This is a genomic window from Hymenobacter volaticus (assembly GCF_022921055.1).
GTDB classification, from domain to species: Bacteria; Bacteroidota; Bacteroidia; order Cytophagales; family Hymenobacteraceae; genus Hymenobacter; species Hymenobacter volaticus.
The window spans coordinates 1,360,297-1,385,848 of sequence record NZ_CP095061.1 but is presented as its reverse complement, the minus strand read 5'-3'; the positions used below and the strand labels follow the sequence as shown (position 1 = coordinate 1,385,848).

At 53.4% G+C, this 25,552-nt stretch carries 24 protein-coding genes; 6 read left to right on the top strand and 18 right to left on the bottom strand.

Going from position 1 to position 25,552, the window contains the following annotated elements:
* The first annotated feature begins 28 nt into the window (after window positions 1-28).
* Window positions 29-964: a DMT family transporter gene (locus MUN86_RS06080; RefSeq protein WP_245122985.1), complete on the top strand. Its 936-nt coding sequence runs from the start codon at window positions 29-31 to the stop codon at window positions 962-964.
* A 138-nt stretch (window positions 965-1,102) separates the two neighbouring features.
* Here the strand turns inward: MUN86_RS06080 and MUN86_RS06075 are convergent, their stop codons facing one another.
* From MUN86_RS06075 to MUN86_RS06015, 13 genes are all read right to left on the bottom strand, one after another.
* On the bottom strand, window positions 1,103-1,420 hold the full coding sequence (locus tag MUN86_RS06075) for a hypothetical protein (RefSeq protein WP_245122983.1): 318 nt from the start codon (window positions 1,418-1,420) through the stop codon (window positions 1,103-1,105).
* A gap of 122 nt (window positions 1,421-1,542) precedes the next feature.
* Window positions 1,543-2,487: an N-acetylornithine carbamoyltransferase gene (locus MUN86_RS06070; RefSeq protein WP_245122981.1), complete on the bottom strand. Its 945-nt coding sequence runs from the start codon at window positions 2,485-2,487 to the stop codon at window positions 1,543-1,545.
* A gap of 1 nt (window position 2,488) precedes the next feature.
* Window positions 2,489-2,899 carry a hypothetical protein gene (locus tag MUN86_RS06065; protein ID WP_245122979.1) on the bottom strand — a complete coding sequence of 137 codons (411 nt, stop codon included), beginning with the start codon at window positions 2,897-2,899 and terminating at the stop codon, window positions 2,489-2,491.
* Between the two features lie 4 nt (window positions 2,900-2,903).
* The gene (locus MUN86_RS06060) at window positions 2,904-3,179 is read right to left on the bottom strand and encodes a hypothetical protein (RefSeq protein WP_245122978.1); all 276 of its coding nucleotides are present in this window, start codon (window positions 3,177-3,179) and stop codon (window positions 2,904-2,906) included.
* Window positions 3,180-3,212: 33 nt separating this feature from the next.
* A complete protein-coding gene (locus MUN86_RS06055; protein WP_245122976.1) occupies window positions 3,213-3,686 on the bottom strand; it encodes a hypothetical protein in 474 nt (157 codons plus the stop codon).
* The gene (carB, locus tag MUN86_RS06050; RefSeq protein WP_245122974.1) at window positions 3,656-6,442 is read right to left on the bottom strand and encodes a carbamoyl-phosphate synthase (glutamine-hydrolyzing) large subunit; all 2,787 of its coding nucleotides are present in this window, start codon (window positions 6,440-6,442) and stop codon (window positions 3,656-3,658) included. Before carB ends, MUN86_RS06055 begins: the two co-directional genes overlap by 31 nt.
* 100 nt (window positions 6,443-6,542) lie before the next feature.
* Window positions 6,543-6,911: a hypothetical protein gene (locus tag MUN86_RS06045; RefSeq protein ID WP_245122973.1), complete on the bottom strand. Its 369-nt coding sequence runs from the start codon at window positions 6,909-6,911 to the stop codon at window positions 6,543-6,545.
* Window positions 6,912-7,026: 115 nt separating this feature from the next.
* The gene (gene carA / locus MUN86_RS06040; RefSeq protein WP_245122971.1) at window positions 7,027-8,103 is read right to left on the bottom strand and encodes a glutamine-hydrolyzing carbamoyl-phosphate synthase small subunit; all 1,077 of its coding nucleotides are present in this window, start codon (window positions 8,101-8,103) and stop codon (window positions 7,027-7,029) included.
* Window positions 8,104-8,232: 129 nt separating this feature from the next.
* The gene (locus tag MUN86_RS06035; RefSeq protein ID WP_245122969.1) at window positions 8,233-9,396 is read right to left on the bottom strand and encodes an aspartate aminotransferase family protein; all 1,164 of its coding nucleotides are present in this window, start codon (window positions 9,394-9,396) and stop codon (window positions 8,233-8,235) included.
* 24 nt (window positions 9,397-9,420) lie between these two features.
* On the bottom strand, window positions 9,421-9,825 hold the full coding sequence (locus MUN86_RS06030; RefSeq protein ID WP_245122968.1) for a hypothetical protein: 405 nt from the start codon (window positions 9,823-9,825) through the stop codon (window positions 9,421-9,423).
* Window positions 9,826-9,854: 29 nt separating this feature from the next.
* The gene (gene argC, locus MUN86_RS06025; RefSeq protein ID WP_245122966.1) at window positions 9,855-10,835 is read right to left on the bottom strand and encodes an N-acetyl-gamma-glutamyl-phosphate reductase; all 981 of its coding nucleotides are present in this window, start codon (window positions 10,833-10,835) and stop codon (window positions 9,855-9,857) included.
* Window positions 10,825-12,012, bottom strand: a complete 1,188-nt coding sequence (gene argG, locus MUN86_RS06020) for an argininosuccinate synthase (protein WP_245122964.1) — start codon at window positions 12,010-12,012, stop codon at window positions 10,825-10,827. The genes argC and argG overlap by 11 nt, the downstream gene beginning before the upstream one ends.
* 267 nt (window positions 12,013-12,279) lie before the next feature.
* Window positions 12,280-12,858 (bottom strand): GNAT family N-acetyltransferase, encoded by a 579-nt coding sequence (locus MUN86_RS06015; RefSeq protein ID WP_245122963.1) that lies wholly within the window; start codon window positions 12,856-12,858, stop codon window positions 12,280-12,282.
* 611 nt (window positions 12,859-13,469) lie between these two features.
* Between MUN86_RS06015 and argB the strand changes: the two genes are divergently transcribed.
* Entirely contained in the window at window positions 13,470-14,252 is a 783-nt protein-coding gene (gene argB, locus MUN86_RS06010) for an acetylglutamate kinase (RefSeq protein WP_245122960.1), read from the top strand.
* On the top strand, window positions 14,240-15,307 hold the full coding sequence (locus tag MUN86_RS06005) for a M20 family metallo-hydrolase (protein ID WP_245122957.1): 1,068 nt from the start codon (window positions 14,240-14,242) through the stop codon (window positions 15,305-15,307). The genes argB and MUN86_RS06005 overlap by 13 nt, the downstream gene beginning before the upstream one ends.
* Before the next feature lie 2 nt (window positions 15,308-15,309).
* On the opposite strand, the gene MUN86_RS06000 is transcribed toward MUN86_RS06005, so the two are convergent.
* Window positions 15,310-15,774, bottom strand: a complete 465-nt coding sequence (locus MUN86_RS06000) for a VOC family protein (protein WP_245122953.1) — start codon at window positions 15,772-15,774, stop codon at window positions 15,310-15,312.
* Window positions 15,775-15,958: 184 nt separating this feature from the next.
* Between MUN86_RS06000 and argH the strand changes: the two genes are divergently transcribed.
* Window positions 15,959-17,266 carry an argininosuccinate lyase gene (gene argH / locus MUN86_RS05995; protein ID WP_245122951.1) on the top strand — a complete coding sequence of 436 codons (1,308 nt, stop codon included), beginning with the start codon at window positions 15,959-15,961 and terminating at the stop codon, window positions 17,264-17,266.
* Window positions 17,267-17,810: 544 nt separating this feature from the next.
* Here argH and MUN86_RS05990 read toward each other — a convergent pair.
* Window positions 17,811-18,002, bottom strand: coding sequence for a hypothetical protein (locus MUN86_RS05990; RefSeq protein WP_245122948.1), 192 nt, complete (start codon window positions 18,000-18,002; stop codon window positions 17,811-17,813).
* Between the two features lie 214 nt (window positions 18,003-18,216).
* Window positions 18,217-19,611, bottom strand: coding sequence for a dihydrolipoyl dehydrogenase (lpdA, locus tag MUN86_RS05985; protein WP_245122945.1), 1,395 nt, complete (start codon window positions 19,609-19,611; stop codon window positions 18,217-18,219).
* A gap of 738 nt (window positions 19,612-20,349) precedes the next feature.
* Here lpdA and MUN86_RS05980 point away from each other — a divergent pair.
* Entirely contained in the window at window positions 20,350-20,865 is a 516-nt protein-coding gene (locus tag MUN86_RS05980) for a tetratricopeptide repeat protein (RefSeq protein ID WP_245122942.1), read from the top strand.
* 13 nt (window positions 20,866-20,878) lie between these two features.
* Here the strand turns inward: MUN86_RS05980 and MUN86_RS05975 are convergent, their stop codons facing one another.
* Window positions 20,879-22,120 carry a geranylgeranyl reductase family protein gene (locus MUN86_RS05975; protein WP_245122939.1) on the bottom strand — a complete coding sequence of 414 codons (1,242 nt, stop codon included), beginning with the start codon at window positions 22,118-22,120 and terminating at the stop codon, window positions 20,879-20,881.
* Between the two features lie 243 nt (window positions 22,121-22,363).
* On the opposite strand from MUN86_RS05975, the gene fabG reads away from it, so the two are divergent.
* Window positions 22,364-23,113 carry a 3-oxoacyl-[acyl-carrier-protein] reductase gene (gene fabG, locus MUN86_RS05970; RefSeq protein ID WP_243800975.1) on the top strand — a complete coding sequence of 250 codons (750 nt, stop codon included), beginning with the start codon at window positions 22,364-22,366 and terminating at the stop codon, window positions 23,111-23,113.
* Window positions 23,114-23,201: 88 nt separating this feature from the next.
* Here fabG and bglX read toward each other — a convergent pair whose 3' ends face one another.
* Window positions 23,202-25,526 (bottom strand): beta-glucosidase BglX, encoded by a 2,325-nt coding sequence (bglX, locus tag MUN86_RS05965; RefSeq protein WP_245122936.1) that lies wholly within the window; start codon window positions 25,524-25,526, stop codon window positions 23,202-23,204.
* Window positions 25,527-25,552: the final 26 nt, after the last annotated feature.

Genomic DNA, 25,552 nt, shown 5'->3' with positions numbered 1-25,552 from the left:
CGTCTCATCTGCCGTAACTTTGCCCGCAATGAAAAACTCCGTCAAGGTGCACGCGGCCCTGTTTCTGGTGGCCCTGATTTACGCGGCCAACTATAGCATCTCCAAAGATGTGATGCCGCACTACATGGGGCCGTTCGGGCTGGTGCTGTTGCGAATAGTGGGGGCAACGCTGTTTTTCACTGTTGTCAGCCGTATGGTTGCGCCCCACGACCGAATAATTGGCCGCGCCGATAATCTGCGGGCGGTGGCGTGTGGCGTGCTTGGTATTGGGCTAAACCAGTTGCTTTTCTTCTCTGGCCTCAACCTCACCTCTCCCATCAATGCTTCGCTGATTCAAACGGTAGCGCCCATCGTGACGGTGCTGGCCTCCGTGGTGCTGCTCGGCGAAAAGCTAACGCTACCTCGGTTGCTGGGCATTGTGCTGGCGGGAGCAGGCGCTGCGCTCATCATTTTGGGTCGCAGTGGTCCGGTAGCCGTGGCCGGCCAAGATGGCACGCTGGGCAATTTGTTCATCTTGCTCAACGCCACTGCTTTTGGCGTGTACCTAGTTATTGTAATGCCGTTGATGCGCAAGTATCACCCGTTCACGGTGTTGGCCCGCATCTTTTTAGTAGGCGCTGTGCTGGCGGTTCCTGCCGGCTGGCAGCAAGTCCAGACGCCCGACTACGCTCATTTTCCGCTTAGCATCTGGGCTGCCATTATCTATATGGTGGTGTGCCTTACTATTCTGGCGTATCTGCTCAATAACTGGGCTCTGAAATACGCCTCTCCTGCTCTGCTGGGCGCCTACATCTACTTGCAGCCTGCTTTGGCCGTACTTATTGCCGTGAGTTTGGGCAAAGACACGCTCACGTCAGCTAAAGCGTTGCAAGCCCTGCTGATTTTCGGTGGGGTGTTTCTGGTGAGTCGAAAAGCCAAGCAACCGAAACCCGCGCCCGTACCACTAGAGGCGGTGAAAGATTAAAACGGTAGTACAGTTTAGTGCCGTTCTCGGTGCCGCACCGGACGAAGATTAAAGCAGTACTTCATGAGCAAAAAAGAAAGCCTGGTCGCCGCAATGGCAACCAGGCTTTCTTCAGTTAGGTGCAAAGCACCCAAGCAATTACTTGCTAGGATCAGTCTTAACTTTAGACTTCTTCTTTTTGTCTTTCGACTTTACGTCAGCGTCGGTTGGCACGGTTGGGGTAGCCGGAGTTGCGCTGGTGCTAGACTGCGTTTCAACGGTGGTAGTTGTTGCAGGAGCCGTAGTGGTTGCAGGATCTGCAGTCGTGGTGGTGGTAGTCGCAGGCTGAGTAGCTGGCTGCGTCTGGGTAGTCGTGCTCTGTTGCGGGACCGTCGTAGTCGTGGTAGTCGAAGTTTGCGCGTTGGCGGCAGAAATACCGGTTACGAACACAGCGGCGAGAACAAGTAGCTTTTTCATGAAAAGGGGTTATGGTGAACTATGCAAAATCCGACTGTTGAGTCTGACTTTGTTGAGTGACCTTAAACGAACGAACTTTCCAAGAGTTGTATAAACCCTATTAATTGCCCGAATTTTACACATCACTTCAGTAACTCATGCAATACCGTTTGCATCGAGAATACCCGGTTTCCGGCCTCCTGAATCACTAACGAATTAGGCGAATCTAGAATGGCATCCGACACTTCCACGTTGCGGCGCACGGGCAAACAATGCAGGAATTTGGCATCGTTGGTGCCCACCATCTGCTCAGGCGTCAGCATCCAGGATGGGTCGTTTTGGAGCACTTGGCCGTACTGCTGGTAGCTGCTCCAATTTTTAGCCTGCACAAAATCGGCGCCTTCCAATGCTTTTTTCTGGTCGTATTCGATGCGCGCGCCTTTCGTGAACTTTGGGTCTAGTTCGTAGCCTTCGGGATGCGTGATAACCAAATCCACCCACTCGATTTCGGAAAACCAGTCGGCAAAGGAATTGGGTACGCATTGGGGCAAGGCGCGCACGTGCGGAGCCCAAGTAAGCACCACTTTCACGCGCTCCTTTTGCTTGAACTCGGCCACCGTTATCAAGTCGGCAAACGACTGCAACGGGTGCAGCGTGGCGCTTTCCAGGCTGATAACGGGCACGGAGGCGTACTTGAGAATCTTGTTGAACACCACTTCCTGGTAGTCTTCCTCCCGGTCTTTGAGCGTAGGGAAAGTGCGTACGCCTAGCACGTCGCAGTATTGGCTCATCACGGCAATAGCTTCCTTGATATGCTCTTGCGTGCCACCGTTCATAACGGCACCGTCCGCCATTTCCAAGGTCCAGGAATCCGCGCCGGCATTGAGCACCCACGCTTGCGCTCCTAAGTTGTAGGCTGCCTTGATGGAGCTAAGGCGCGTACGCAAGCTAGGATTAAAGAAAATCAGCCCTACAGTCTTGTTCTTGCCAATATGCTGGTAGCCGTACGGGTTTGCCTTTATTTCAAGAGCTTGCTTCAATAAGGCGCTGTAGTCGCCTGCATCAGCGAAGGAGGTAAAGTTCTTCATGTTATTTATTGGTAAAAATCTCCTTCAAACTAGTAATCAAGCCTTTGCTCTCGGTCTTGTTAATAGCTTCGTTCCATTCAATCTTTCCATCTATCCATTCCCAAAACTCATCATGTCCTAGAAACAGAGTTAAGTCTTTTGTGTCATCGTCGGTTGGCTCTACTATAACCCGACCAATATCATCAAGCCACTCTTGTACTGTCCTTGGTTCACCGAACACATCACCATATTGACGCCAAAAGCCATAAAGTGGACCCTCTTTTATTTTCCTAAGTTTTGTATCAGGCAGTAAACAAAACTCTTCATACAACATCACTTGATCAGACACCCAATTTCCGCCTTCACTGCTAATTCCTAGGTCATGGCACCATTCGGCGAAGCTTCTCGGCGGCGGATCTGAATAAGCTTTCATTGCATTACTTACACTTGATTTCTAACTCGAGGCTCGGATGCCACGGAAACACATGGTAGCCACAATGCTCAGTGAAAACGGCGACTTCTCGAAACTCAGGCGCTACAATAGTAAAGGCGTATTCAAAGTTGACATACGAATCATCTTCAAATCGAATACGAACAGTGGTATCTGACGGAAATTCAGAAGCACTAAGCCTATCAGGCCTAGTGCTTCCTTTTGCAATCAGATACTGCTGAAGCTTCAGTTTCCAGCGCTCTGGCAAATCTGTATGCAGCATGACGTTAAACGTACCTGAAACGAGAACTTCGTGCTACATTGCCTTGTACTCGTTCCAACTCTTGATTTTCAAATCCTCCAGTTTCAGCGTGCAGAAAGCCTGGATAAATGACTTAGCCAAGCGGGCATTGGTCAGTAGCGGGATGCCGAAGTCAATGGCCGTACGGCGGATTTTGTAGTCGTTGTCAAGCTCGCCTTTCGACAGGTTTTTGGGAATGTTGATGACCAAGTCGATTTTCTTTTCTTTCAAGTAGGTTAGCACGTTGGGCTCTATGTGGTCATCGGGCCAGAACAGTAGGCTGCTAGGCACGTTGTTTTCAGCGAAGAAACGGTGCGTGCCTTGCGTGGCATAAATGATGTAGCCTCGCTTCACCAGCAGTTCTACGGCCGACAGCATCGCTACTTTCGACTTGATAGGCCCGCCGGAAATCAGCACCGTTTTCTGCGGAATCTTGTAGCCCACGCTCAGCATCGACTTCAGCAACGCCTCCTCGGCCGTATCGCCCAAGCAGCCCACTTCCCCGTCGATACCATGTCAACGCGCAGTACGGGGTCGGCGCCGGGAAGACGCGTAAACGAGAACTGCGGGGCTTTTACACCGACGAAAGGCAGATCGTACACTCGCTCACTTTCGTCGCGCTCCACCTTCAAGCCGAGCAGCACTTTCGTGGCCTTCTTAATCAGGTTGTTGCCCGACACTTTCGACACAAACGGGAAACTACGGGAAGCTCGGATGTTGCACTCAATCACCCGAATTTCGCCGTCTTTCTCTAGGAATTGAATGTTGAACGGACCACTGATTTCGTAGCGCTTAGCTATCTTCTCGGCAATGATTTTCAGCTTACGAATAGTGCGCACGTACACCTTCTGTGGCGGGTAGTACATGGTAGCGTCGCCGGAGTGTACGCCAGCAAATTCGACGTGCTCGGAAATGGCGTAGCTCACGATTTCGCCTTTGGCAGCCACCGCGTCCAGCTCAATTTCCTTGGCTTCCTGCATGAACTCCGATACCACCACCGGATACTCGGCACTCACTTCCGTAGCCGCTTTGAGGTATGATTCCATCTCGAAAGCATTGGAAACCACATTCATAGCCGCCCCCGACAGTACATACGATGGTCGGATCAGCACGGGGTAGCCCACTTCCTTCACGAACTCGAACATGGCGTCCATGGAGGTCAACTCTTTCCAGCGCGGCTGCGCAATGCCTAGTTCGTCCATGATGCTGGAGAACTTGTGGCGGTTTTCAGCCTCGTCGATGCGCGCCGGTGAAGTACCTAGAATAGGTGCCTCAGCTTCCTGCAAACGAGTGGCGAGGTTGTTAGGAATCTGCCCGCCGGTGGAGAGAATGAGGCCCTGCGGCTGCTCGAATTCCAGAATATCCATCACTCGCTCGAAGCTCAACTCCTCGAAGTACAGCCGGTCGCTGACGTCGTAATCCGTGGAAACGGTTTCCGGGTTGTAATTGAGAATGATGGTCTTGTAGCCTTCTTCGGCCGCCGTTTGCACCGCATTCACGCCGCACCAGTCGAATTCCACGGAGCTGCCAATACGGTACACACCCGACCCCAGCACCATCACCGACTTGTCGGTTTCGGGCGCCAAGTCGTTTTCGGTGCCGTGGTAGGTGCTGTAGAGGTAGTTGGTTTTGGCCGGAAACTCGGCTGCTAGCGTATCAATTTGCTTGATAACCGGCAACACGCCCAGCGCCTTGCGGCGGGCGCGCACCAGTAGCTCGTCGGCTTTCACGTCGCCTTCACCAATCAATTTCACAGCAATTTGTTGATCCGAGAAGCCGGCTTTTTTAGCGTCCCGCAGTAGCGTCGTTTCCAAAGCATTGAGGCCGGAGCTGCGCAAGGAAGCAAGCTGGTTGCCAAGTTGGAAGATGGTGTATAGGCGCTGCAAAAACCAGTGGTCGATGCGGGTTAGTTCATGCACTTGGTCGAGCGTGTAGCCCGCCTCGAATGCATGGTTGATAGCAAAAATGCGCTCCTCGTTGGGCTCATTCAGCAGTTTATCAATCGTGGTTTTGTTTACCGTTTCGGGGCGGTTGGCCACGAAGCCGCGCTTGCCAGTATCCAGCATGCGCAAGCCTTTCTGAATAGCTTCCTCGAAGGATTTGCCAATGGCCATCACTTCGCCCACGCTCTTCATGGCGCTACCAATCTGCCGGTTTACGCCCTCGAACTTGCCTAAGTCCCAGCGCGGCAGCTTCACCACCACGTAATCAAGGGCCGGCTCGAAAAACGCCGTTGTGGTCTGCGTCACGCTGTTTTTCAACTCCGACAGCGAATAGCCCAAGCTCAGTTTGGCCGCCACAAACGCCAGCGGATAACCGGTTGCCTTGGAAGCCAGCGCCGAAGAGCGAGAAAGACGCGCATTCACTTCAATTACGCGGTAGTCCTCGGAAACCGGGTCCAGGGCATACTGAATGTTGCATTCACCCACAATTCCTAAGTGGCGAATGGTTTTAATGCCGATGCTGCGCAGTTTGTGGTACTCGCGGTTGCTCAACGTCTGCGAAGGCGCCACCACAATGCTTTCCCCGGTGTGAATACCAATAGGGTCGAAGTTCTCCATGTTGCAGACCGTGATGCAGTTATCATACTGGTCACGCACCACTTCATACTCCACTTCTTTCCAGCCCTTCAACGATTCTTCCACCAGAATCTGGTCGGAGGTGGTGAAGGATTTTTGAGCCAGGGCCCGTAGCTCGTCCATGTTGTTGGCAAAACCGCTGCCTAGGCCGCCCAGCGCAAACGCCGCCCGTACGATAATGGGGAAGCCGATTTTCTCACCGGCTGCCAGGGCGTCTTCCATCGTCGTCACGGCCACGCTGCGGGCCGTGAAAACCCCAATTTGGTCGAGCTTGTCCTTGAAAATATCCCTGTCTTCGGTGTCAATGATGGATTGCACCGGCGTGCCCAGCACCTTCACCCCATACTTCTCGAATATGCCATCCCGGAACAAAGCCACGGCGCAGTTCAAAGCCGTTTGGCCACCGAATGCCACCAAAATGCCGTCGGGCTGCTCTTTCTTGATGACTTCCTCTACAAAGAAGGGCGTCACGGGCAGGAAATACACATCGTCGGCAATGTTGTCCGACGTTTGTACGGTGGCAATGTTGGGGTTGATGAGGATGGTACGAATGCCTTCTTCCTTGAGCGCCTTGAGCGCCTGAGAGCCGGAATAATCAAACTCTCCGGCTTCACCTATCTTAAGCGCACCGGAACCGAGGACAAGAACTTTGTTGGGTTTTTCCATTCTTAGAGTTGAGGGAGCAGACCAGCAGAGCGGTCATGTTAAAAAGCAGCCGTGCTAATTCGGCTACAGCCTATTGCTTGCGTGAACGGGGCAGTTTTTTTTACTTGGTAAAGAGGGTGTCGCTTTTTACTATTTCCCATTTGTCGGACGGCCGTTTGACCATCCATAGCTTGACAGTTGCGTCAGACTTTTCACCTTTCAAGAAGAATCGAAAGGCGAGAGAATCTTTTTTAGCGCCTAGTTTCTCAACCTTGAAGTTTCGGGCGGTTATCTTACCTGTTCTACTAGTTATTCTTGGAGAAACTTTAGCTGAACTCATCGCTGTGCCAATCAGATCGGCTGGCTCCCCAAGCACTGCTTTCATGAGCGTCCGCTGTCCCATGTTCTTGACGAAATAAAACGTTGCGAAAGCCAGAGCGCCTAATAGCAAATACCCCCAATTCGGGAAACCTCGACTTTTCGCTTGCATGAGAGTAGTGCGTTGAGAAGTAGTGGACGTGGAAAAAAGAACATCATGCTGAGCACAGTCGAAGCGTTTCTACTGCTTCCTCGGAATTAAGCTTACCATGACGCTCTAGGCCGGGCTACTTAGCAGCTTTGTACTCTTCCACGGCCTTCAGGAAGTCGTCAAACAAATACTCTGTATCCTCGGGGCCGCCGGCGGCTTCGGGGTGGAACTGTGTGGAGAAAAACGGCTTGGTTTTGTGCTTAATACCTTCACAAGTGCCGTCGTTCAAGTTTTCGAACAGCATCGTCCACTCGGCGGGCAGCGTGTCGGTATCCAGTGCGAAACCGTGGTTTTGGGAGGTGATGTAGCTGCGCTTGGTACCGGAAAGCAGCACGGGCTGATTGTGGCTGCGGTGGCCGTACTTCAGCTTGAACGTGTCGCCGCCAGCAGCTAAGCCCATCAGCTGATTGCCTAGGCAAATACCAAAGATGGGTTTGTCTTGCTGCAGGGCAGTTTGCAAGTGACTGATGGTAGCTTCGCACATTTTAGGGTCACCGGGGCCATTGCTCAAGAACAGTCCGTCGTAGTCGAGCGTGTTGAAGTCGTAGTCCCAAGGCACGCGAATCAGCTCGACGTCGCGGGTCAGGAAGCAGCGGATAATGTTGGTTTTGGTGCCGCAGTCTACCAGCACGATTTTGTGCTGGCCTTTGCCGTAGTGTTGCACGCCGGGCGGGCTCACTTGGGCTACCAGGTTGTCCTGGTTGGGGTCGTGGAGCGGAATGTCTTCCTCGGCCACAATCTTACCAAGCATAGCCCCTTTCTCGCGCAGCTTTTTGGTGAGCATGCGGGTATCCACCCCGAAAATGCCGGGGATGTTGTACTCGGCTAGCCAGTCGCCGAGGCTCTTGGTGGCGTTCCAGTGGCTGTGTTCTTCCGAGTAGTAGTTGACGACCAGCCCGGCAATATGAATCTTGTCGGACTCGAAAATCTTGGAAATCGACTCGTACAGTTCTTCACCGGGCACACCGTAGTTACCCACCATGGGGTAAGTCAGCACCAGAATCTGACCGGCAAAAGATGGGTCGGTGAGATTTTCGGGGTAGCCCGTCATGGCCGTACTAAACACCACTTCGCCCGCGGCCGATGTGTGAGCGCCAAATCCAGTACCCTCGATTTCGGTGCCGTCTTCTAGCACCAGCTTTACTTGCTTCATCCGTATCAGTTGATGGAAATATTAGTAGTGAAATCTTGCTCTCTGCGGAACCAGGGTTAAGCAATCCAAGGCTATATTTTTAGAGCTGTAGCTTTTCTCCAAAAGGAAGAAAAACTACAGCTCTAAATGCTAGTCCAATGCCGAAGGCTCCTGAATGATGGCTACCGATTTGCCCGTTAGTTCATACAGCGCGTGTAAGAATCGGTCGACTTCCGCCTTCGTTATATTAAGCGGTGGCAGTAGGCGAAGCACCGTCGGGTCGGAAGCATTGCCGACGAAGATGTGGTGCTCGGTCAGCAGCTTATCCCGCACATCCTTAATGGGGAAGTCGTACTTAATGCCGACCATCAGACCCCGCCCACGGATTTCTTCGGCCCCGGAATTAGCTTCTAATTCAGTGCGCAAGTAGTGCCCGAGTTCGGTGGCGTGCTGCAACAGGTTTTCGTCTTCAATAACTTCCAGCACGGCCAGGGCAGCGGCGCAGGCTAAGTGGTTGCCGCCAAAAGTAGTACCCAACAAACCGTAGGATGCTTTCAACTCCGGCGAAATGAGGATGCCACCAATAGGAAAGCCGTTGCCCATGCCCTTTGCTACCGAAATAATATTGGGCTTGATGCCGGCGTGTTGATGCGCGAAGAATTTACCGCTGCGGCCGTAGCCGCTCTGTACTTCATCGGCAATCAGCAGCACGCCGTGCTTTTGGCAAAGTGCGCCTAAGCCTACCAAAAACTCGTCGGATGGCATAACAATGCCGCCCACGCCCTGAATCGGCTCGATGATGACGGCGCATACGTCGCCAGTCTGCATCACCCGTTCCACTTCGCTCAGCTCGTACGGCACAAAGGAAATGGCGTGGCCGGCATTGAAGGGCGCTACGATTTTCGGGTTGTCGGTGGCCGCTACCGCGCCGGAAGTCCGGCCGTGGAAAGCACCTTTGAAGGCAATGACGTGGTTTTTGCCGGTGTGGAACGAAGCCAGCTTCAGTGCATTCTCGTTGGCTTCGGCGCCCGAGTTGCACAAGAACAGCGTGTAGTCGTCGTAGCCCGATACCTCGCCTAGCTTACGCGCTAACTGCGTCTGAATCGGAATTTGCACCGAGTTCGAGTAGAAGCCGATGTTTTGCAGTTGCTCGGTGAGGCGCTGCACGTAGTGCGGGTGGCTGTGGCCGATGGAAATCACGGCGTGGCCGCCGTAGAAATCCAAGTACTCCTGGCCCTTGTCGTCCCAAAGTTTCGCTCCTAGCGCCTTAACCGGCGTGATGTTGACGAGCGGATATACGTTGAAAAGCTCCATGTTGTGACGGTGTTAAAGTCGCAGTTAGTAATTGGTAGTACCCACACCACCATGAACAAACAAATTCTGCTTCGGATAGCGCTTGTTGAGAATAGTAAAGTGCCAATTCTCAAATGGCCCATCTCTTACTATTAATTCCTGCCTATTGCTAAGCATAAGTAACAGCTGGCCTTGTTTGTCAGCCTTGGCTTCTTCTATCTTGATATCAGCATGAAACCAATCATAGAAAAGCATCAGAGCCTCTCTTTGACGCGGCGAGAACTTCATGATATGACCAGACGTAATCACCTCAAATTCTCCGTGGAGGTCAAGAGATACATGCTCGTCTGTGTCGGTAAAAATTAGCTTGATCAGCCCATTATACACAATCTGTTGAATGGCGTAACTAGCTAAGGGCAATTCATAGTAGCGGCCTATTTCTTTCAGCATTTTGGTATTGATATGACTGATCTATGTGATTAAAACATCCCCGCTTTCAATAACAAACCTGTCGTTTCCGGCAAACCGAACAGCAAATTCATGTTCTGGATGGCTTGCCCGGAAGCGCCCTTCACCAGATTATCAATAACCGAAGTAACCAGCAGTTGCTTGCCGAATTTCTGCACGTGCAGCAGGCACTTGTTGGTGTTAACTACCTGTTTCAGATGCAGCTCTTTGTCCGACACCGTGGTAAACGGCGCATCGGCGTAGAAATCCTTGAACAGTTGTCTCGCCTCCTCTTGCGTCAGGTCCGATGGTGTGTACACGCTGGCAAAAATACCGCGCGAAAAGTTTCCCCGATACGGAATGAAGTGAATATTCATTTCCAGTTGCGGCTGCAACTGCGCGAGGCTCTCCCCTATCTCGCCTAAGTGCTGATGCGAAAAAGGCTTGTAGATAGACACATTGTTGGTGCGCCACGAGAAATGTACCGTTTCCGACAAGCTCTGCCCCGCGCCCGTCGAGCCCGTAATGGCCGACACGTGCACATCATCGGTCAGCTTACCGGCAGCCGCTAACGGCAGTAAGGCCAGCTGAATGGCGGTGGCAAAGCAGCCCGGATTGGCAATGCTCTGTGCCTGCTGGATACGACTCTTGTTTAATTCCGGCAATCCGTAGACAAATTCTCTGTCGGCAAATTCCTGGTCAGCTTCCAAACGGAAGTCGTTGCTCAAGTCGATGACGTGGGTAGTAGCGGCCAAAGGCGTCTTTTCCAAGAAAGCACGCGAGTTGCCGTGCCCGAGGCACAAAAATACTACGTCCTCGTCTCCTGCCAACTCCGAGGCAAACACTAAGTCCGTTTCCCCCACCAAGTCGTCGTGCACCTGGTACACCGGGTTGCCCGCGTTGGAAGAGCTGACAATAGCGCCCAACTCCACGTATTCGTGGTGCAGCAGGATACGGAGTAGCTCGCCAGCCGTGTAGCCAGCGCCGCCCACAATGCCGACCTTAATTTTCATCGTTGAAGGAAGAGTGAATGCGAAGCTGATTGCTGAAGATTTTGATAAAGCCCTTGGCGTCGCGGCCGTCCCAGGCGTCGTTTTCCTCGCCGTAGGTGGCCACTTTCGAGCGCATCATGTCGTACTTCGATTCGATACCTTGGAGCTCGAACTGATACGGCTTCAGCGTCACGAACACCTTGCCCGACACCCGCTCCTGCGACGACGCGAGGAACGCCTCCATGTCGCGCATCACCGGATCGAGGTACTGCGCCTCGTGCAGCAGCGTGCCGTACCAGTTGGCGATGTAGTCTTTGTGCAGCAGCTGCCACCGCGACGACGTGTGCTTCTCCAGCAAGTGGTGGCCCTTCAACAAAATCAGCGGCGCCGGTGCTTCAAAACCTACCCGGCCCTTGATGCCCAGAATAGTGTCGCCGACGTGTGTGTCGCGGCCGATGGCGTATTTGCCCGCCATTTCATTCAATTCCTGAATGAGCTGCACCGGCTTCATCGACTTGCTGTTCAAAGCCACTGGCTCGCCCTTCTCGAAGGTAATTTCGATGCTGGTAGGCTCGGTGGCGCTGATTTGCGTTGGGTACGCCGACTCGGGCAGGGCTTGGTTGGAAGTCAAAGTTTCGACGCCGCCCACGCTGGTACCCCAGATGCCTTTGTTGATAGAATACTTAGCCTTTTCCCAGCTCATCTCGAAGCCGTGTTGGTTGAGGAAGTCGATTTCCGCCTGGCGCGACAGTTTCAGGTCGCGGATAGGCGTGATGATTTCAGTATTTGGCGAAATCACCGAGAAAGCAACATCAAAACGCACTTGGTCGTTGCCGGCACCGGTGCTGCCGTGGGCAATGTAATCGGCTTTGTGCTCCCGCGCATACTCGGCCAACGCCAACGACTGAAACATCCGCTCCGCGCTGACGCTCAGCGGGTAGGTGTCGTTCTTGAGAATGTTACCGAAAATAAGGTAGCGCAGGCAGTCTTGGTAGAATCGCTCGGTTACGTCAATCACCTCGTGCTTGGTTGAGCCCAGTTCATAAGCACGCTTCTCGATGGCCGCTAGCTCCTCCTGAGAAAAACCACCCGAATTGACAATAACCGTGTGCACCTCCAAACCCATTTCGCGGGTCAAGTACACCACGCAATAAGACGTATCCAAGCCGCCGCTGTACGCTAAAACTACCTTTTTCATTCGTTAGTTAGATGTAAGAACCGAGAGGTGAACAGTAAAGAACGGCATGCTTCGCCTAGCATCCACCTACTATGCTGTATTTTCTGCTGCTGCGCCTAGCCAAAACCTGGTCGTAGTACTAACTAAGCCAAGCGCTCCATCTTGCTAGTGTGGCATACTTATCATACCAGATGCTTTGGTAAGCACACACCAGATTAGGCAGGATAGCAGTTTGCCGACAGCAGTACGCTGTGTGCGTTGTAGCCTAGCACGACGTTCGTTGCCAGCTCACTTCTCCTGATTTAAGATTTCGATGCTAGCTTGTGCCGGCTGGCTGTACTGGTCGTTCAGCGTGTCGTAGACCATACCGGTACAGAGACACATTTTGCGCTGATTCTCCATCAAGATGCCGTAGTTCTTGCAGCCTGAGCAGCCTTTCCAGAAGTCGTCGCTTTGCGTTAGCTCGGTGAACGTAACGGGTTTGTATCCTAGCTCGGTGTTAATTTTCATCACGGCCATGCTGGTCGTGATACCGAAAATCTTAGCCATCGGATACTTGGTTCGGGAAAGCTTGAACACCTCGTGCTTGATAGCCCGGCCCAACCCCTCCTTACGCAGCTCGGTGTTCACTATCAGCCCCGAGTTGACCACAAACTTGTTGTCCTCGAAGGTTTCGATGTAGCAGAAGCCAGCCAGCTGATCGTCGATGAAAGCAATAATGGAGTCACCTCTATCCATCTTTTTAATCAGATAGTTAGGGTCTCGCTTGGCGATGCCTACGCCGCGCTGTTTGGCAGATTCCTCATACCATTGACAAAGGGTTTCCACATACTGCGCGTCGGCAGCATTGGCTACGCGTAAAATCATGGTCAAAGCTCGGTTAGTTGCCTGCCTACCAGACAACGGACTCGGAAAGACGAATGGAGAGAAAGTATAAGCTGCTTACGAATGAAGCGACTTAGCAACCGGGAAAAAGACCGGCTTATAGTAAAAATCCTAAAAACGAAGAAAGTTGCTTCGCGGATTAGCGGAGGCAGTTCTGGCTGATAACTTGCCAGAAAAAGCATACTACTGAGGGCTTACACTCGTGTCAGTCAGTTATTCGTAAAAGTTCTCTTCAACCGGGGAAGTCTTGGGAAGGCCCCGTGCCGGTTTCTAGTCAGGCTAAAAACGCAGGCGAAACAGTGCAGCCAGCTCTTAAGCTGGCATGATTCGCACGACCAGCGTAGGTCGTAGCAAAAGCACATGAGAGGAGAGACGAATCATGACGAATGCCGCGGGGCGGCGTAAGTGTTTCTGCGGTTTAAATGATTAGAACCGCTAAATCGTTGCAAAACTAGATGTTTTTTTTTGGAAACTTTGCCGGCTCCATGTTAAAAAACCTTTAGCATTCTGCCCTTCCAAACGGAAGACAAGCTAGTGGACCCATATTCTGGCATTTTACGGCTGTAAATGCCCCATTTCACCTTTACCAACCGATGAGCAAAGTCCTGAAAATATTCAAAATAGGAGGCGGTATTATTGATGATGAATCGCAACTCCGCTATTTTCTTGGCGAACTAGTGCGCATCGAAGGCCCTAAAATATTGGTACACGGCGGCGGCAAAGGTGCCAGCCAAATGCTCAGCCGCCTCGGCATCGAGCCCCAAATGGTGGAAGGCCGCCGCATCACCGATGCTGCCACCCTCGACATTGTAACCATGTTCTACGCCGGCAAAACCAACAAGCAAGTAGTAGCGCTGCTGCAAGCACAGGGCGTAAATGCCCTCGGTCTCTCGGGCGCCGACGGCAACGTCATCCTGGCTACCAAGCGCCCCGTGCGTACTATTGATTACGGATTTGTGGGCGACCTAAATGAGCAAAGCGTCAACACTGCCCTGCTGACGCAGTTGCTGGAAGCTGGCCTCACCCCTATTTTTTGTGCCATCACCCATGACGGTCAGGGCCAGTTGCTCAATACCAACGCCGACACCATCGCCAGCACCCTGGCTCGCGCCTTGGCGGGCTCTTACGCGGTGGAGCTGCATTTCTGCTTCGAGAAGGACGGCGTGCTAACCGATATTAACGATGAATCCTCGGTGATTCCGCGCATCACGGCCGAGCAATATCAGGCCCTGAAGGCAGAAGGCGTTATTGCCGCCGGCATGGTACCCAAACTCGACAACGCCTTTGCGGCGCTAGAAGCTGGCGTAGCCACGGTAGTCATCGAAAACGCCTTGAAAATCAACGAGCCCGTGAAGACAATTCTATGCCAGAGCTAATCGAACGTCTTTCCGATGAGGCAATTGAGTTGTTGATTCAGCTAATCAAAACGCCTTCTTTCTCGCGTGAAGAAAGCGCCACGGCTGATCTGATTTTCAATTTCCTGGCTGCGCACGACGCACAGCCCCAACGTGCTGGCCACAACGTGTGGGCCGTAGCTCCGAACTTGGATGCCTCCCACCCAACCCTGCTCCTCAACTCCCATCACGATACCGTAAAGCCCGGCAGCACCTGGACCTACGACCCATTCGGAGCCGTATTGGAGGGTGACAAGCTAATTGGGCTCGGTAGCAATGATGCTGGGGCTTCGGCAGTGAGCTTGTTGGCGACTTTTTTGTATTTCCAGCAGCAGAATCCTGCTTTCAATCTGATTTGCGCCATTACGGCAGAGGAGGAAGTATCGGGTGCGGGTGGCATCCGTAGCGTTCTGCCGCAGTTCGGAAAAGTGGATTTGGGTGTTGTGGGTGAACCAACCCAAATGGACATGGCTATTGCCGAAAAGGGCCTGGTTGTGCTAGACTGCGTAACCCACGGACGTACCGGCCATGCCGCCCGCGACGAAGGCGAAAATGCCCTGTACAAAGCCATTCCCGACATTCAGTGGTTTCAGCAATACCAGTTTCCGAAAGTGTCGGAATTGCTTGGGCCCGTTAAAACCACCGTTACGCAGGTGCAAGCTGGTTCGCAGCACAACGTAGTGCCCGACAAATGCCAGTTTGTAGTAGACGTACGCACCAACGAACTGTACAGCAATGAAGAGGTGGTGCGCCTGGTTCGGGAGCATGTAGGGGCCGACGTAACCCCTCGTTCCACGCACCTCAACTCTTCTCGCATTGCCTTAGACCATCCGTTGGTGCACAAAGGCCTAACACAAGGACGGCGCACGTTCGGCTCCGCCACGTTATCCGACCAATCCATGATGCCCTTCGACACCATCAAGATTGGCCCCGGCGACTCTGCCCGCTCCCACACGCCCGATGAATATATCCTGCTTAGCGAGATTCGAGCCGGCATCAAGGGTTATATAGAACTGCTAGACGGGCTGGTATTGTAGGATTAGGCTTGTTCTAGAGCGGCAATATCGATTTTGTACATCTGCAGCATAGCGGCCATTTTGCGCTGTGCCCGCGCCGGATCATTGCTTTGCAGCAGCTGACCTATGTTGGCCGGCGTGATTTGCCAGGATAGCCCAAATTGATCTTTAAGCCACCCGCATTGGCCGGGTTGGCCACCATTGCCCGTGAGCTTTTCCCATAGTTCGTCTATTTCCGCTTGGCTTGTGCAGCTCACGGATAGCGAGAAGCCCTCGGTAAATGTGAAGTGAGGCCCTCCATTCAGCGCCACGTACGGTTGGTTGGCCAATTCAAATTCAACCGTCATTACGCTGCCTTTTGGCATGGGTGTGCCTTCGGGGTAGTACGTGGTTTTCGTAATTCTCGAATCGTTGAAAAGGCTGGTATAAAACGTAGCAGCATCTTCTGCTTTATCATTGTAGGTCAGAAATGGGGTGATTCTTTGCATGGCTTTCTACGGCTTAGTGGATGACACTTGAAATTTACCACCCCACCAACCCTCTTAGCGAGGCCTAAACCGACAAAAACAGGGCTTTTTGCGACAGGTGTTTTTATTGCCCGTACAGTTTAGCTCGCACAGCAAAACCTAGCCTCCAGAAGCGCCAAAGACAGGCTTCTTTAGAAATCGAACTATGAAAATTTGGGATAAAGGCATTGCCGTTGACAAGAAAATCGAACAGTTCACGGTTGGCAAAGACCGGGAGCTAGACCTGTATTTGGCGCGGTTCGATGTGCAAGCTTCTAAAGCACAAGCGAGCATGCTAGCCAAAGTTGGGCTGATTTCCGAGGAGGAAAATCAGCAGCTTCAGATCGGCCTATCCGAGCTGGCAGCTCAGATAGCGGAAGGCACGTTCACTATCGACGAAAGCTTTGAAGACGTTCACTCGAAAATAGAAGCTTACTTAACTGAGAAGTTTGGCGATGCGGGGAAGAAGATCCATACGGCCCGCTCCCGCAACGACCAAGTGCTGACCGCCATCCAGCTTTTCCTGAAAGACTACACCGAGCAAGCCGCCACGCAAATCATGGCGCTAGTTGATGTTCTTTTACACAAAGCCGAAGCCCATCAAGCCGACCTAATGCCCGGCTACACCCACTTTCAGGCGGCTATGCCTAGCAGCTTCGGGCTGTGGTTTTCTGCCTACGCCGAACATCTGCTGCTCGACTTAGCTTTGCTGGAAGCCGCCCACACTGTTGCTGATCAGAATCCGTTGGGCTCAGGGGCTGGCTTTGGTAGCAGCTTCCCCATCGACCGGCAACTAACCACGCAGGAAATGGGCTTCAGTCAGCTTGCCGTTAGCTCGGTAGGAGCGCAAATGCTGCGGGGCAAAACCGAGAAGACCGTGGCTTTCGCGCTGGCGGGCGTTGGGGCCACCCTTTCCAAGATGGCCTATGATCTGGTACTCTATAATAGTCAGGACTTGGCTTTTGTGGAACTACCTGCTGCTTTTACAACCGGTTCCAGCATCATGCCGCACAAGAAAAACCCGGATGTATTCGAGTTAGTACGAGCGCGCTGCAACGCTCTGCAAGGTCTACCGACTACCATCATGCTGGCGACCAACAACCTGCCCAGCGGCTATCACCGCGACTTTCAGATTCTGAAAGAAATTTTATTCGAGCCGATGATGCAGTTCCTCGACATCCTCGACATCCTGCTGTTCGCGCTGCCCGAACTTAAGATCAAGCCTGATCTGCTGAATCAGTCGAAGTATGACGGTGTTTTTTCAGTTGAAAACATCAACCAGCTTATTCAAGCCGGAGTACCCTTCCGCGAAGCATACAAGCAGGTAGGTATCGCCGTAAACGAGGGTAACTATGTGCCACACCGTGAGTTTCATACCACTCACTTAGGTAGCGTTCACAACCTAGGGCTAACCGAAATTCACGGCAAAGTGGCGCAAGTGCGGGAAAAGAGTCGAGTACTTCAAAGCCGTTAGGAAAGGGCATTGGCACCGACTTTCAAGATAACTCACTTATCACCAGAAAATATTTTCAAATTTTTGAAAAAATAGTCCAGTCGTAAGTTTTTGAAAAGCAATCGATTGCACTGGCAAATTCTTTAAAGTGAGTATGTACTTACTAAAAAGAGTAAGCTAACACTTACTAGTTAAAAAAATCTTTGTAATATTGCTCTCGCTACCGGCTAATGAATCCCCCCCATTAGCCAGTAGCCAATTCCCACGCTCCGTTTGAACAGGCGCAAACCCCACCCCGCTTGTAGCATTTTCGAATACCGGACAGCTTGCTAGATGCAGTTGTTTCGCCACTATTCGAACCAAGTAGCCGGCCGCTTCGACCCCCGTCGAGGCGGCCGGCTTCCGTTTGTGACTATCTTATTTCTGCAATTTTGTATACTGAAATACACTTTAGTGCTCTCGTTCTTTGCTGAGCACAGTATTAGGAAGATTGCCAAGGCTACTTCCTGCTTCATACGTTTCTTCTAGCTTGTAGCCAGTAAATAAGCTACTGCCCGTTGGCAGGCTACTCTTTGTTGCCGAGGCGATTGGCGAACTTCCAAACAACTAGTACTCCTGCCACAAACTGAATTGCCAGTCCCACTAGTATTAAGTAGTCACTGCCGGGGTAGTGCTGCGTTTTGAATACGGCGGCTGTTAGCACCAGTGCTACTCCAATCAGCAATAGGGTAATCAGCAAACGATAGGAAACCTTCATGGGGCTTGTAGAGGGTGGAAGCGAAACACATAGGATACGGCGGGGCAATAGCATAGTTCCAGCGCGTACTATGCTAACTGAACTGCATCGTGTATGTTGCTTGGTAATGCTGAATTGCCCGTGGCTGTCTTGCGCCTTTATTAAAGCAAAAAAGCCCCAACCTTAGTAAGGCTGAGGCTTTAGAGAACAAGACAAGTTGAAACTTAGCTACGTCTTACAAGTGAATTACTTCTCCGTAAGCAGCAGCAGCGGCCTCCATCACGGCTTCGCTCATAGTTGGGTGCGGGTGCACCGACTTGATGATTTCGTGGCCGGTAGTTTCCAGTTTACGGGCTACAACCACTTCGGCAATCATTTCGGTTACGTTCGAGCCGATCATGTGGGCACCTAGCCACTCGCCGTACTTCTTGTCGAAGATAACTTTCACGAAGCCATCCTTTACGCCACCTGCGGAAGCTTTGCCGGAGGCAGAGAACGGAAATTTGCCAACCAAGACGTCGTAACCCTGCTTTTTGGCTTCAGCTTCGGTAAGGCCAACAGAAGCAATTTCTGGCGTAGCGTACGTACAACCGGGGATGTTCTGGTAGTTGAGCGGCTCGGGGTGGTGACCCGCAATCTTCTCGACGCAGATAATACCTTCGGCTGAAGCAACGTGTGCCAGAGCTGGTCCCGGGATGATGTCGCCAATGGCGTAGATGCCGGGCACGTTGGTCTGGTAGTAGTCGTCAACGATGACGCGGCCACGGTCTACTTTGATACCTAGCTCTTCGAGGCCGATGTTTTCCAGGTTGGTAGTCACGCCAACGGCGCTTAGCACTACATCGCAGGCAATTTGCTGCTCACCCTTCTCGGTTTTGATGGTGACGTTGCAGCCTTCGCCGCTGGTGTCCACTTTGGTTACCTCGGCGCTGGTAAGCACGTTGATGCCCATTTTCTTGAACGATTTCTCCATCTGGCGCGACACTTCTTCGTCCTCCACGGGCACGATACGGGGTAGGTACTCTACCACTGTCACCTCCGAGCCCATGGCGCGGTAGAAGTACGCAAACTCAACACCAATAGCACCCGAACCAACTACTACGAGGCGTTTCGGCTGTTTTTCGAGGCTCATGGCTTTGCGGTAGCCAATGATTTTCTTGTCGTCGATGGGTAGGTTGGGCAGCTGACGGGCGCGGGCACCAGTAGCCAGAATTATGTGCTTGGCTTCTACCGTGTCCTTTGTGCCGTCGGCCTTGGTTAGCTCGACTTTGCCGGGCGCCAACAGCTTGCCCGTGCCCATGATGGCGTCGATCTTATTCTTTTTGAAGAGGAAATTGATGCCCTTGCTCATGCCATCGGCCACGCCACGGCTGCGGCTGATGACGGCGTTGAAATCGAAGCTCACGCCTTCGGCCTTCAGACCGTATTCGCTGGCGTGGTTTAGGTATTCAAACACCTGAGCACTTTTGAGCAGAGCTTTGGTGGGAATGCAGCCCCAGTTGAGGCAGATGCCGCCGAGCGACTCCCGCTCGATGACGCCGACTTTTAGACCAAGTTGGGAAGCGCGGATGGCGGCCACATAGCCGCCCGGCCCGGAGCCGACCACGACCAGGTCGTATTGCAATGCCATAGTGTTTTCAGGTTGAAGGTGAAAAGGGAAAATCCCGCGTCGGGCTGACTGCCACGCCAACGGGGTGGGCAAAGATAGGCAGACGACGCATCTACCCAACAGCTAGAACCAGGCATCAGTTCTTATACTACTTGATGCTTGCTCTAGCCTTTAATTCCCAAAGCGAATTACACTACAAGAACCAGTAAGCAGGTACCTTACGAGCTATACAGAAGGGCAATTCATCGTTGCAATAGTCGTGGTGGAAGGCTGATGAGTGAACAGTTCACGGAAGAATGCGCCACGTAATGCTCTTGCAGCTCTACTAAACAAGTAGGTTCGAGAGAACTATACTTATTACGCCGAATGAACTTGGTGTTATTTTTCTTGCTCTTGAGGCAGGGAATAGGTAAAATGAGGACTCTGAGCGCATCCTTTTCAGAGAAAGTACAGTTTCTTAAATACGAGGTTGGGGTTGTTTGCCAGTATATAAAATTGGCTACTTGTTGGTTACCTCGGATTTTCTGTGCTTCTTTTCACTGTACTCGCTTCGTCCACTTGCTTTATGTTTCGCCGCCTGCTTGTTTTCCTTTCTGTTGCTGGCAGCACATTGTTTTTCACGCAATGTGCTTCGGTGGAGGTGCAAAGTCAGGCGACTACTTCACAACGGGCAATTCGCTTCGAAAAAGCGGAGCCTTTACTAGTAAGTTCTGCGGCCCGAATGCTGCTACAGCTTCGGCAGCAGAAACAGCAGTTGAGGTGCCGAGGTCTTCGAACGACTATCGGGCGATGCTAGAGGAGGCCAATGCCTTATTGGCCAGTACGCCTGGTGATGTTCAGGTGCTGCTCGTACGGGCGAAAGCAAAAAGCCAACTCAAAGACTATGATGCGGCTATTGCCGACTGCAACACGGCGCTACGCTTGGCACCTACCCATGCGAGTGCCTTGTATCAGCGGGGCCTCAACCGCCTCAAGATGAAACAGTACCCAGCGGCTATAACCGATTTAACGAAAGCTCTTCAGTACAATCCGCAGTACAAGGAGGCCTTATTCGGCCGCGGGGTTGCCCGCATGCAAACTCTCAACTTCAGGGCCGCCGTTCCTGATTTTTCGGAAGCCATCCGTCTCGATTCCACTTACGCTGATGCTTACGAGTATCGTGGGATTTGCTACGCCTCCCTCAACAAAACTGCCGAAGCCAAGGCCGACCTGGAAAAAGCCGCTCAGTTAAACCCTAAAGCTGAGCGAAGCCTACGACGCTACGTCGAGCAATAGTAGCCTTTTACCGCTACTTTCCAACCAGCAATTTCAAATAGAAACTTGGCTTGCGCAGCCTTTCGCGCATATCTAGGTCCAGAAACATCATCGAGAGAGTCTCGGCGATGGTGGGGTTGTTGGCCGCCCGATTGGCAATGAAATTGAACAGCCACGGATAGTTCAGCAGGCGCTGCATAACGCGGCTCAGGCGCAGCTCCTGGCCCAGCCTATTGTACACGGCCTTGTCGTAACCGGTTAGAAAAGGGGTGCTGAAATCTTTGGTGGCGAGGGCGCGGCCGGCCCAATCGGCGGCGTGCCGGCCCGATACCATGGCGTGGCTGATACCTTCGCCGCTGAAAGGGTCGATGAGGGAGGCCGCATCGCCGAGTAGCAGGAAGTTGGGACCCGACAGTTTGCGGCGCTTCGAACCCAACGGCAACCCAAAGCCGCGCACGGGACCTAGGCGCTCAGCGTTGGCAAACCGGTCTTTTAGGGCCGGATGAGTAGCCAGCATGTCGGTGAGCTTCTCGCGCAGGTTTACTTTTTTCTTGGATACGGCTTCGGTGAGCATACCCACGCCCACATTGGCCTCGCCGTTGGGCAGCGGAAACACCCAGAGGTAGCCGGGCAAAAAGTCTTTGATGAAGTGCAGCTCAATAAAGTTGTCGGGATGTAGGTTGCGCACGCCGCGGTAGTAGGCCCGCAATCCGGCGCAATGGTGCGCTGGCTCTAGGGCATGCCCGCCAATTTGCCGCGCAAACGATGATTGCGCCCCGTTGGCCACCAACAGTAGCCGCGTTAGGGCTACGGGCGTGCCAGAAGTGTCCTTTAGTAGCCACCGGCCATCGGGCTGCTGCTCGTGCTGGCTGATGTCGACCCCTTCGCGGAACTCGATTTCCGGGCGGCGGCGTACTTCCCAGATCAAGAAGTTGTCGAAGTCGATGCGCTTGCTGATATGGCCGGCGGCGTGGTCGGTGGTGGCATTGTAGTTGGGTTTGAATGGCACAGCCAGCTTGCGGCCATTTGGCGCGTAAAAATCGATACCCCATGAGGGCAGTTGTACTGGCGCAGCCTCCAGGCGGGCAGGCAGCACTGCATCAATCCGGCGCAATTCACTCAGTACTTTCCCGCTTAATGCGTCGCCGCACACTTTGTCGCGCGGGAAAGTGGCGCGGTCGAGGAGCAGGCAGGGCCGGCCGGCGTTGGCGAGGTGCAGCGCCGCCGTAGCGCCCCCTGGTCCGGCGCCCAGAATACAGATTTCGGTTTCGAGCATCGGGGCGAAGGTAGTGCCTCTTGCGGCTGCTTGTGTGCTGCTTGTCGTCCGGGAGCATACCAGACATGGCTTCAGCTTGTGCCCGGGCCCCGCTTGAAGCAACACTGTCAGGAAACAGCGGGTTAGATTTGGCTACTGAATTTGTGTAGGTTGACGGCTGGCGGCGTTAAACAGGTAATACATCCGCCATTTGACAACTGCTTAACACCAAAAACTACCCACCAGAAACCTATCTTCGCCCCCATGACAAAATTGCTCGACGGAAAAGTGGCCCTGATTACGGGCGCATCCAAAGGAATCGGCCGCGCCATTGCGGTACATTTTGCCCAGCTTGGGGCGCAAGTGGCTTTCACCTACCTCTCTAGCGTAGAGAAAGGGCAGCAGCTGGAACAAGAACTAGCTGCCCATGGCACCAAAGTGAAAGGATACCGCTCCGACGCCTCGGTGTATGCGGAAGCTGAAAAGCTGGTGGAGGACGTGCTGGCGGATTTCAGCAAACTGGATATTCTGGTAAACAACGCCGGCATCACGCAGGACGGCCTGCTGATGCGCATGAGCGAGCAGCAGTGGGACCAAGTAATTGCGGTGAATCTGAAGTCGGTATTCAACCTCACCAAAGCCGCTACCAAGCCTATGATGCGCGCCAAAGCGGGCAGTATCATCAACATGACGTCAGTGGTGGGCATCAAAGGCAACGCTGGCCAGGCCAACTATGCCGCTTCTAAATCGGGCATCATTGGCTTCACCAAGTCGGTGGCGCTGGAGCTAGGCTCACGCAATATCCGTTGCAACGCCATTGCGCCCGGCTTCATTGAAACCGAAATGACCGATGCTCTCGACCAGAAGCAGGTAGACGAGTGGCGCAAAGCCATTCCGCTGCGGCGCGGCGGTGCCCCCGAAGATGTGGCCAAAGCCACCGCCTTCCTCGCCTCCGACGATTCCAGCTACATCACCGGCCAAGTATTGCAGGTTGATGGTGGTATGCTGACTTAGGCAACTCCGTTGGTTGTATAAGCCGGATAACAACAGAAAGGCCGTCATGCTTCCACAGCATGACGGCCTTTCTGCTGATGCCAACTATCTATTCCGTCAGCTTGAAGGCAGCGGTTTGCACGTCGCGGGAATTGCCACCGACGAATACTTGGAAGTCGCCGGGCTCGGACACGAATTTGAGGTCGGTGTTGTAAAACTTCAGGTCGTCTGGAGTTAGCTTGAAGGTGAGGGTGCGGCTCTCCCCTTTTTTCAGCATCACTTTCTGGAAGCCTTTCAACTCTTTCACGGGGCGCGAAATAGAACCGACCATGTCGCGGATGTAGAGCTGTGTTACTTCTTCGCCGTCGTAGTTGCCGGTGTTTTGCACGGTTACCTTCACGTCGAGGGTGGCATTGGGGCTTAGGGTGGTGGTGCTGAGTTCGGGCTTGCCGTAGGTGAACGTGGTGTAGCTTAGGCCGTAGCCGAACGGATAGAGCGGCTCGTTGCTCACGTCCATGTAGCGCGACTTGTACTTATCGAGGGCCACGCCGGCGTAGGGGCGGCCGGTGTTTTTGTGGTTGTAGTAGAGCGGCACTTGGCCCACCGTTTGGGGGAAGGTAGCCGTGATTTTGCCGGAAGGATTGTAGTTACCGAACAGTACGTCGGCAATGGCGTTGCCGGCTTGAGAACCCGCAAACCAGGTTTCCAGGATGGCATCGGCGTTTTTGTCTTCCCAACTCAGCGTGAGTGGCCGGCCGTTCATGAGCACGAGTACTAGCGGCTTGCCGGTTTTCTTGAGGGCCTTAAGCAACTCTAGTTGCTGGCCTGGCAGACCAATATCGGCGCGGCTGGCAGCCTCGCCCGTCATGCCCTGCGACTCGCCTACTACAGCCACCACCACGTCGGCACCTTGGGCAACCTGCACGGCTTCCTGAATCATGGCTTCGGGGGAGCGTTTGTCGATGTTTAGCTCGCCGCCGTGGGCATTGAGGCGGGCTATCATCTGTTCGTCGTCGGTGACGTTGGCGCCTTGGGCGTACACCACTTTCACAGCGTTGCCAGCCACGTTTTTCAGGCCCTGCTCCACCGAAACGGCTTGTTTCCAGTCGCCGGCACCGCTCCAGTTGCCAATCATGTCGCGCTGGCGGTTGGCTAGCGGCCCGATCAGGGCAATGGTACCCGACTTCTTGATGGGCAGGGTATTTTTATCGTTTTTGAGCAACACTAGGCTCTTGCGGCTGATGTCGCGAGCGTCGGCAATGAACTGCTTGTTCATCATGGTGGCCTTCGCGCGCTTGTCGGTCACGGCACGGTAGGGGTCTTTGAACAGGCCGAGAATGTACTTGGCTTCCAGCACGCGGCGGCAGGCCAGGTCAATCTGCTCTTGCTTCACCGTACCGTCTTTCAGGTTTTGAGCGAGATTCTTCAGGAAGATTTCGCCCACCATATCTTGGTCGATACCCGCATTGAGGGCCAGGGCCGAGACCTGCGCATCGTTGCCCATACCATGCGCCGTCATTTCGTTGATGGCGGTGTAGTCGGTGGCTACGAAGCCTTTAAAGCCCCATTGCCCACGCAGCAGGTCAGTCATCAGCCACTTGTTGGCCGTGGCGGGAATGCCATTGATGTCGTTGAACGAACTCATGACTGAGCCCACGCCAGCGTCGATGGCGGCTTTATAGGGCGGCAGGTACTCGTTGTACATGCGCACGAGGCTCATGTCGGTGGTGTTGTAGTCGCGGCCGGCTTCGGCGGCGCCGTAGAGGGCGAAGTGCTTGAGGCAGGCCATAACGCTGGTGGGCTTGCTCATGTCGGTGCCTTGGTAGCCGCGCACCATCACGCGGGCAATTTGGGCACCGAGGTACGGGTCTTCACCCCCACCCTCGGCAATGCGGCCCCACCGTGGGTCGCGGGCAATGTCCACCATCGGCGAGTACACCCAATTGATGCCGTCGGCCGCGGCTTCTTCGGCGGCAATGCGGGCGCTGCGCTCAATGGCCGTCAAATCCCAAGAAGAAGCTACTCCTAACGGAATCGGGAAGATGGTGCGGTGACCGTGAATAACGTCGTAGCCGAAAATCAGCGGAATGTGCAGGCGCGATTCTTTCACGGCTAGCTCTTGCAGTTTGCGCGCCGCCACCGGCGTGTAGGTGTTGAGCACGGCGCCTACGTTGCCTTTCCGAATGTTGGCGTCCACGTCCTTGCTCACCACCGGCCCCGTCACGTCGAAGCCTACCGATACGAGGTTCAGCTGCCCGATTTTCTCTTCCAGGGTCATCTTCTGCATCAGGTCCGCAATGAACTTGTTCATCTTGGGGTCGTCGGCAGTAGCGGTGGTGGCAGTGGCAGTTGAGGTGGTTTTTTGGGCTTGTAGCTGTGGGGTCAGCGCGAGGCCCAGCGAAAGCAGCAAGGCAGTTCGGAAAGTACTTTTCATGTGGGAATGAAAGGGTGTGAGTAGGA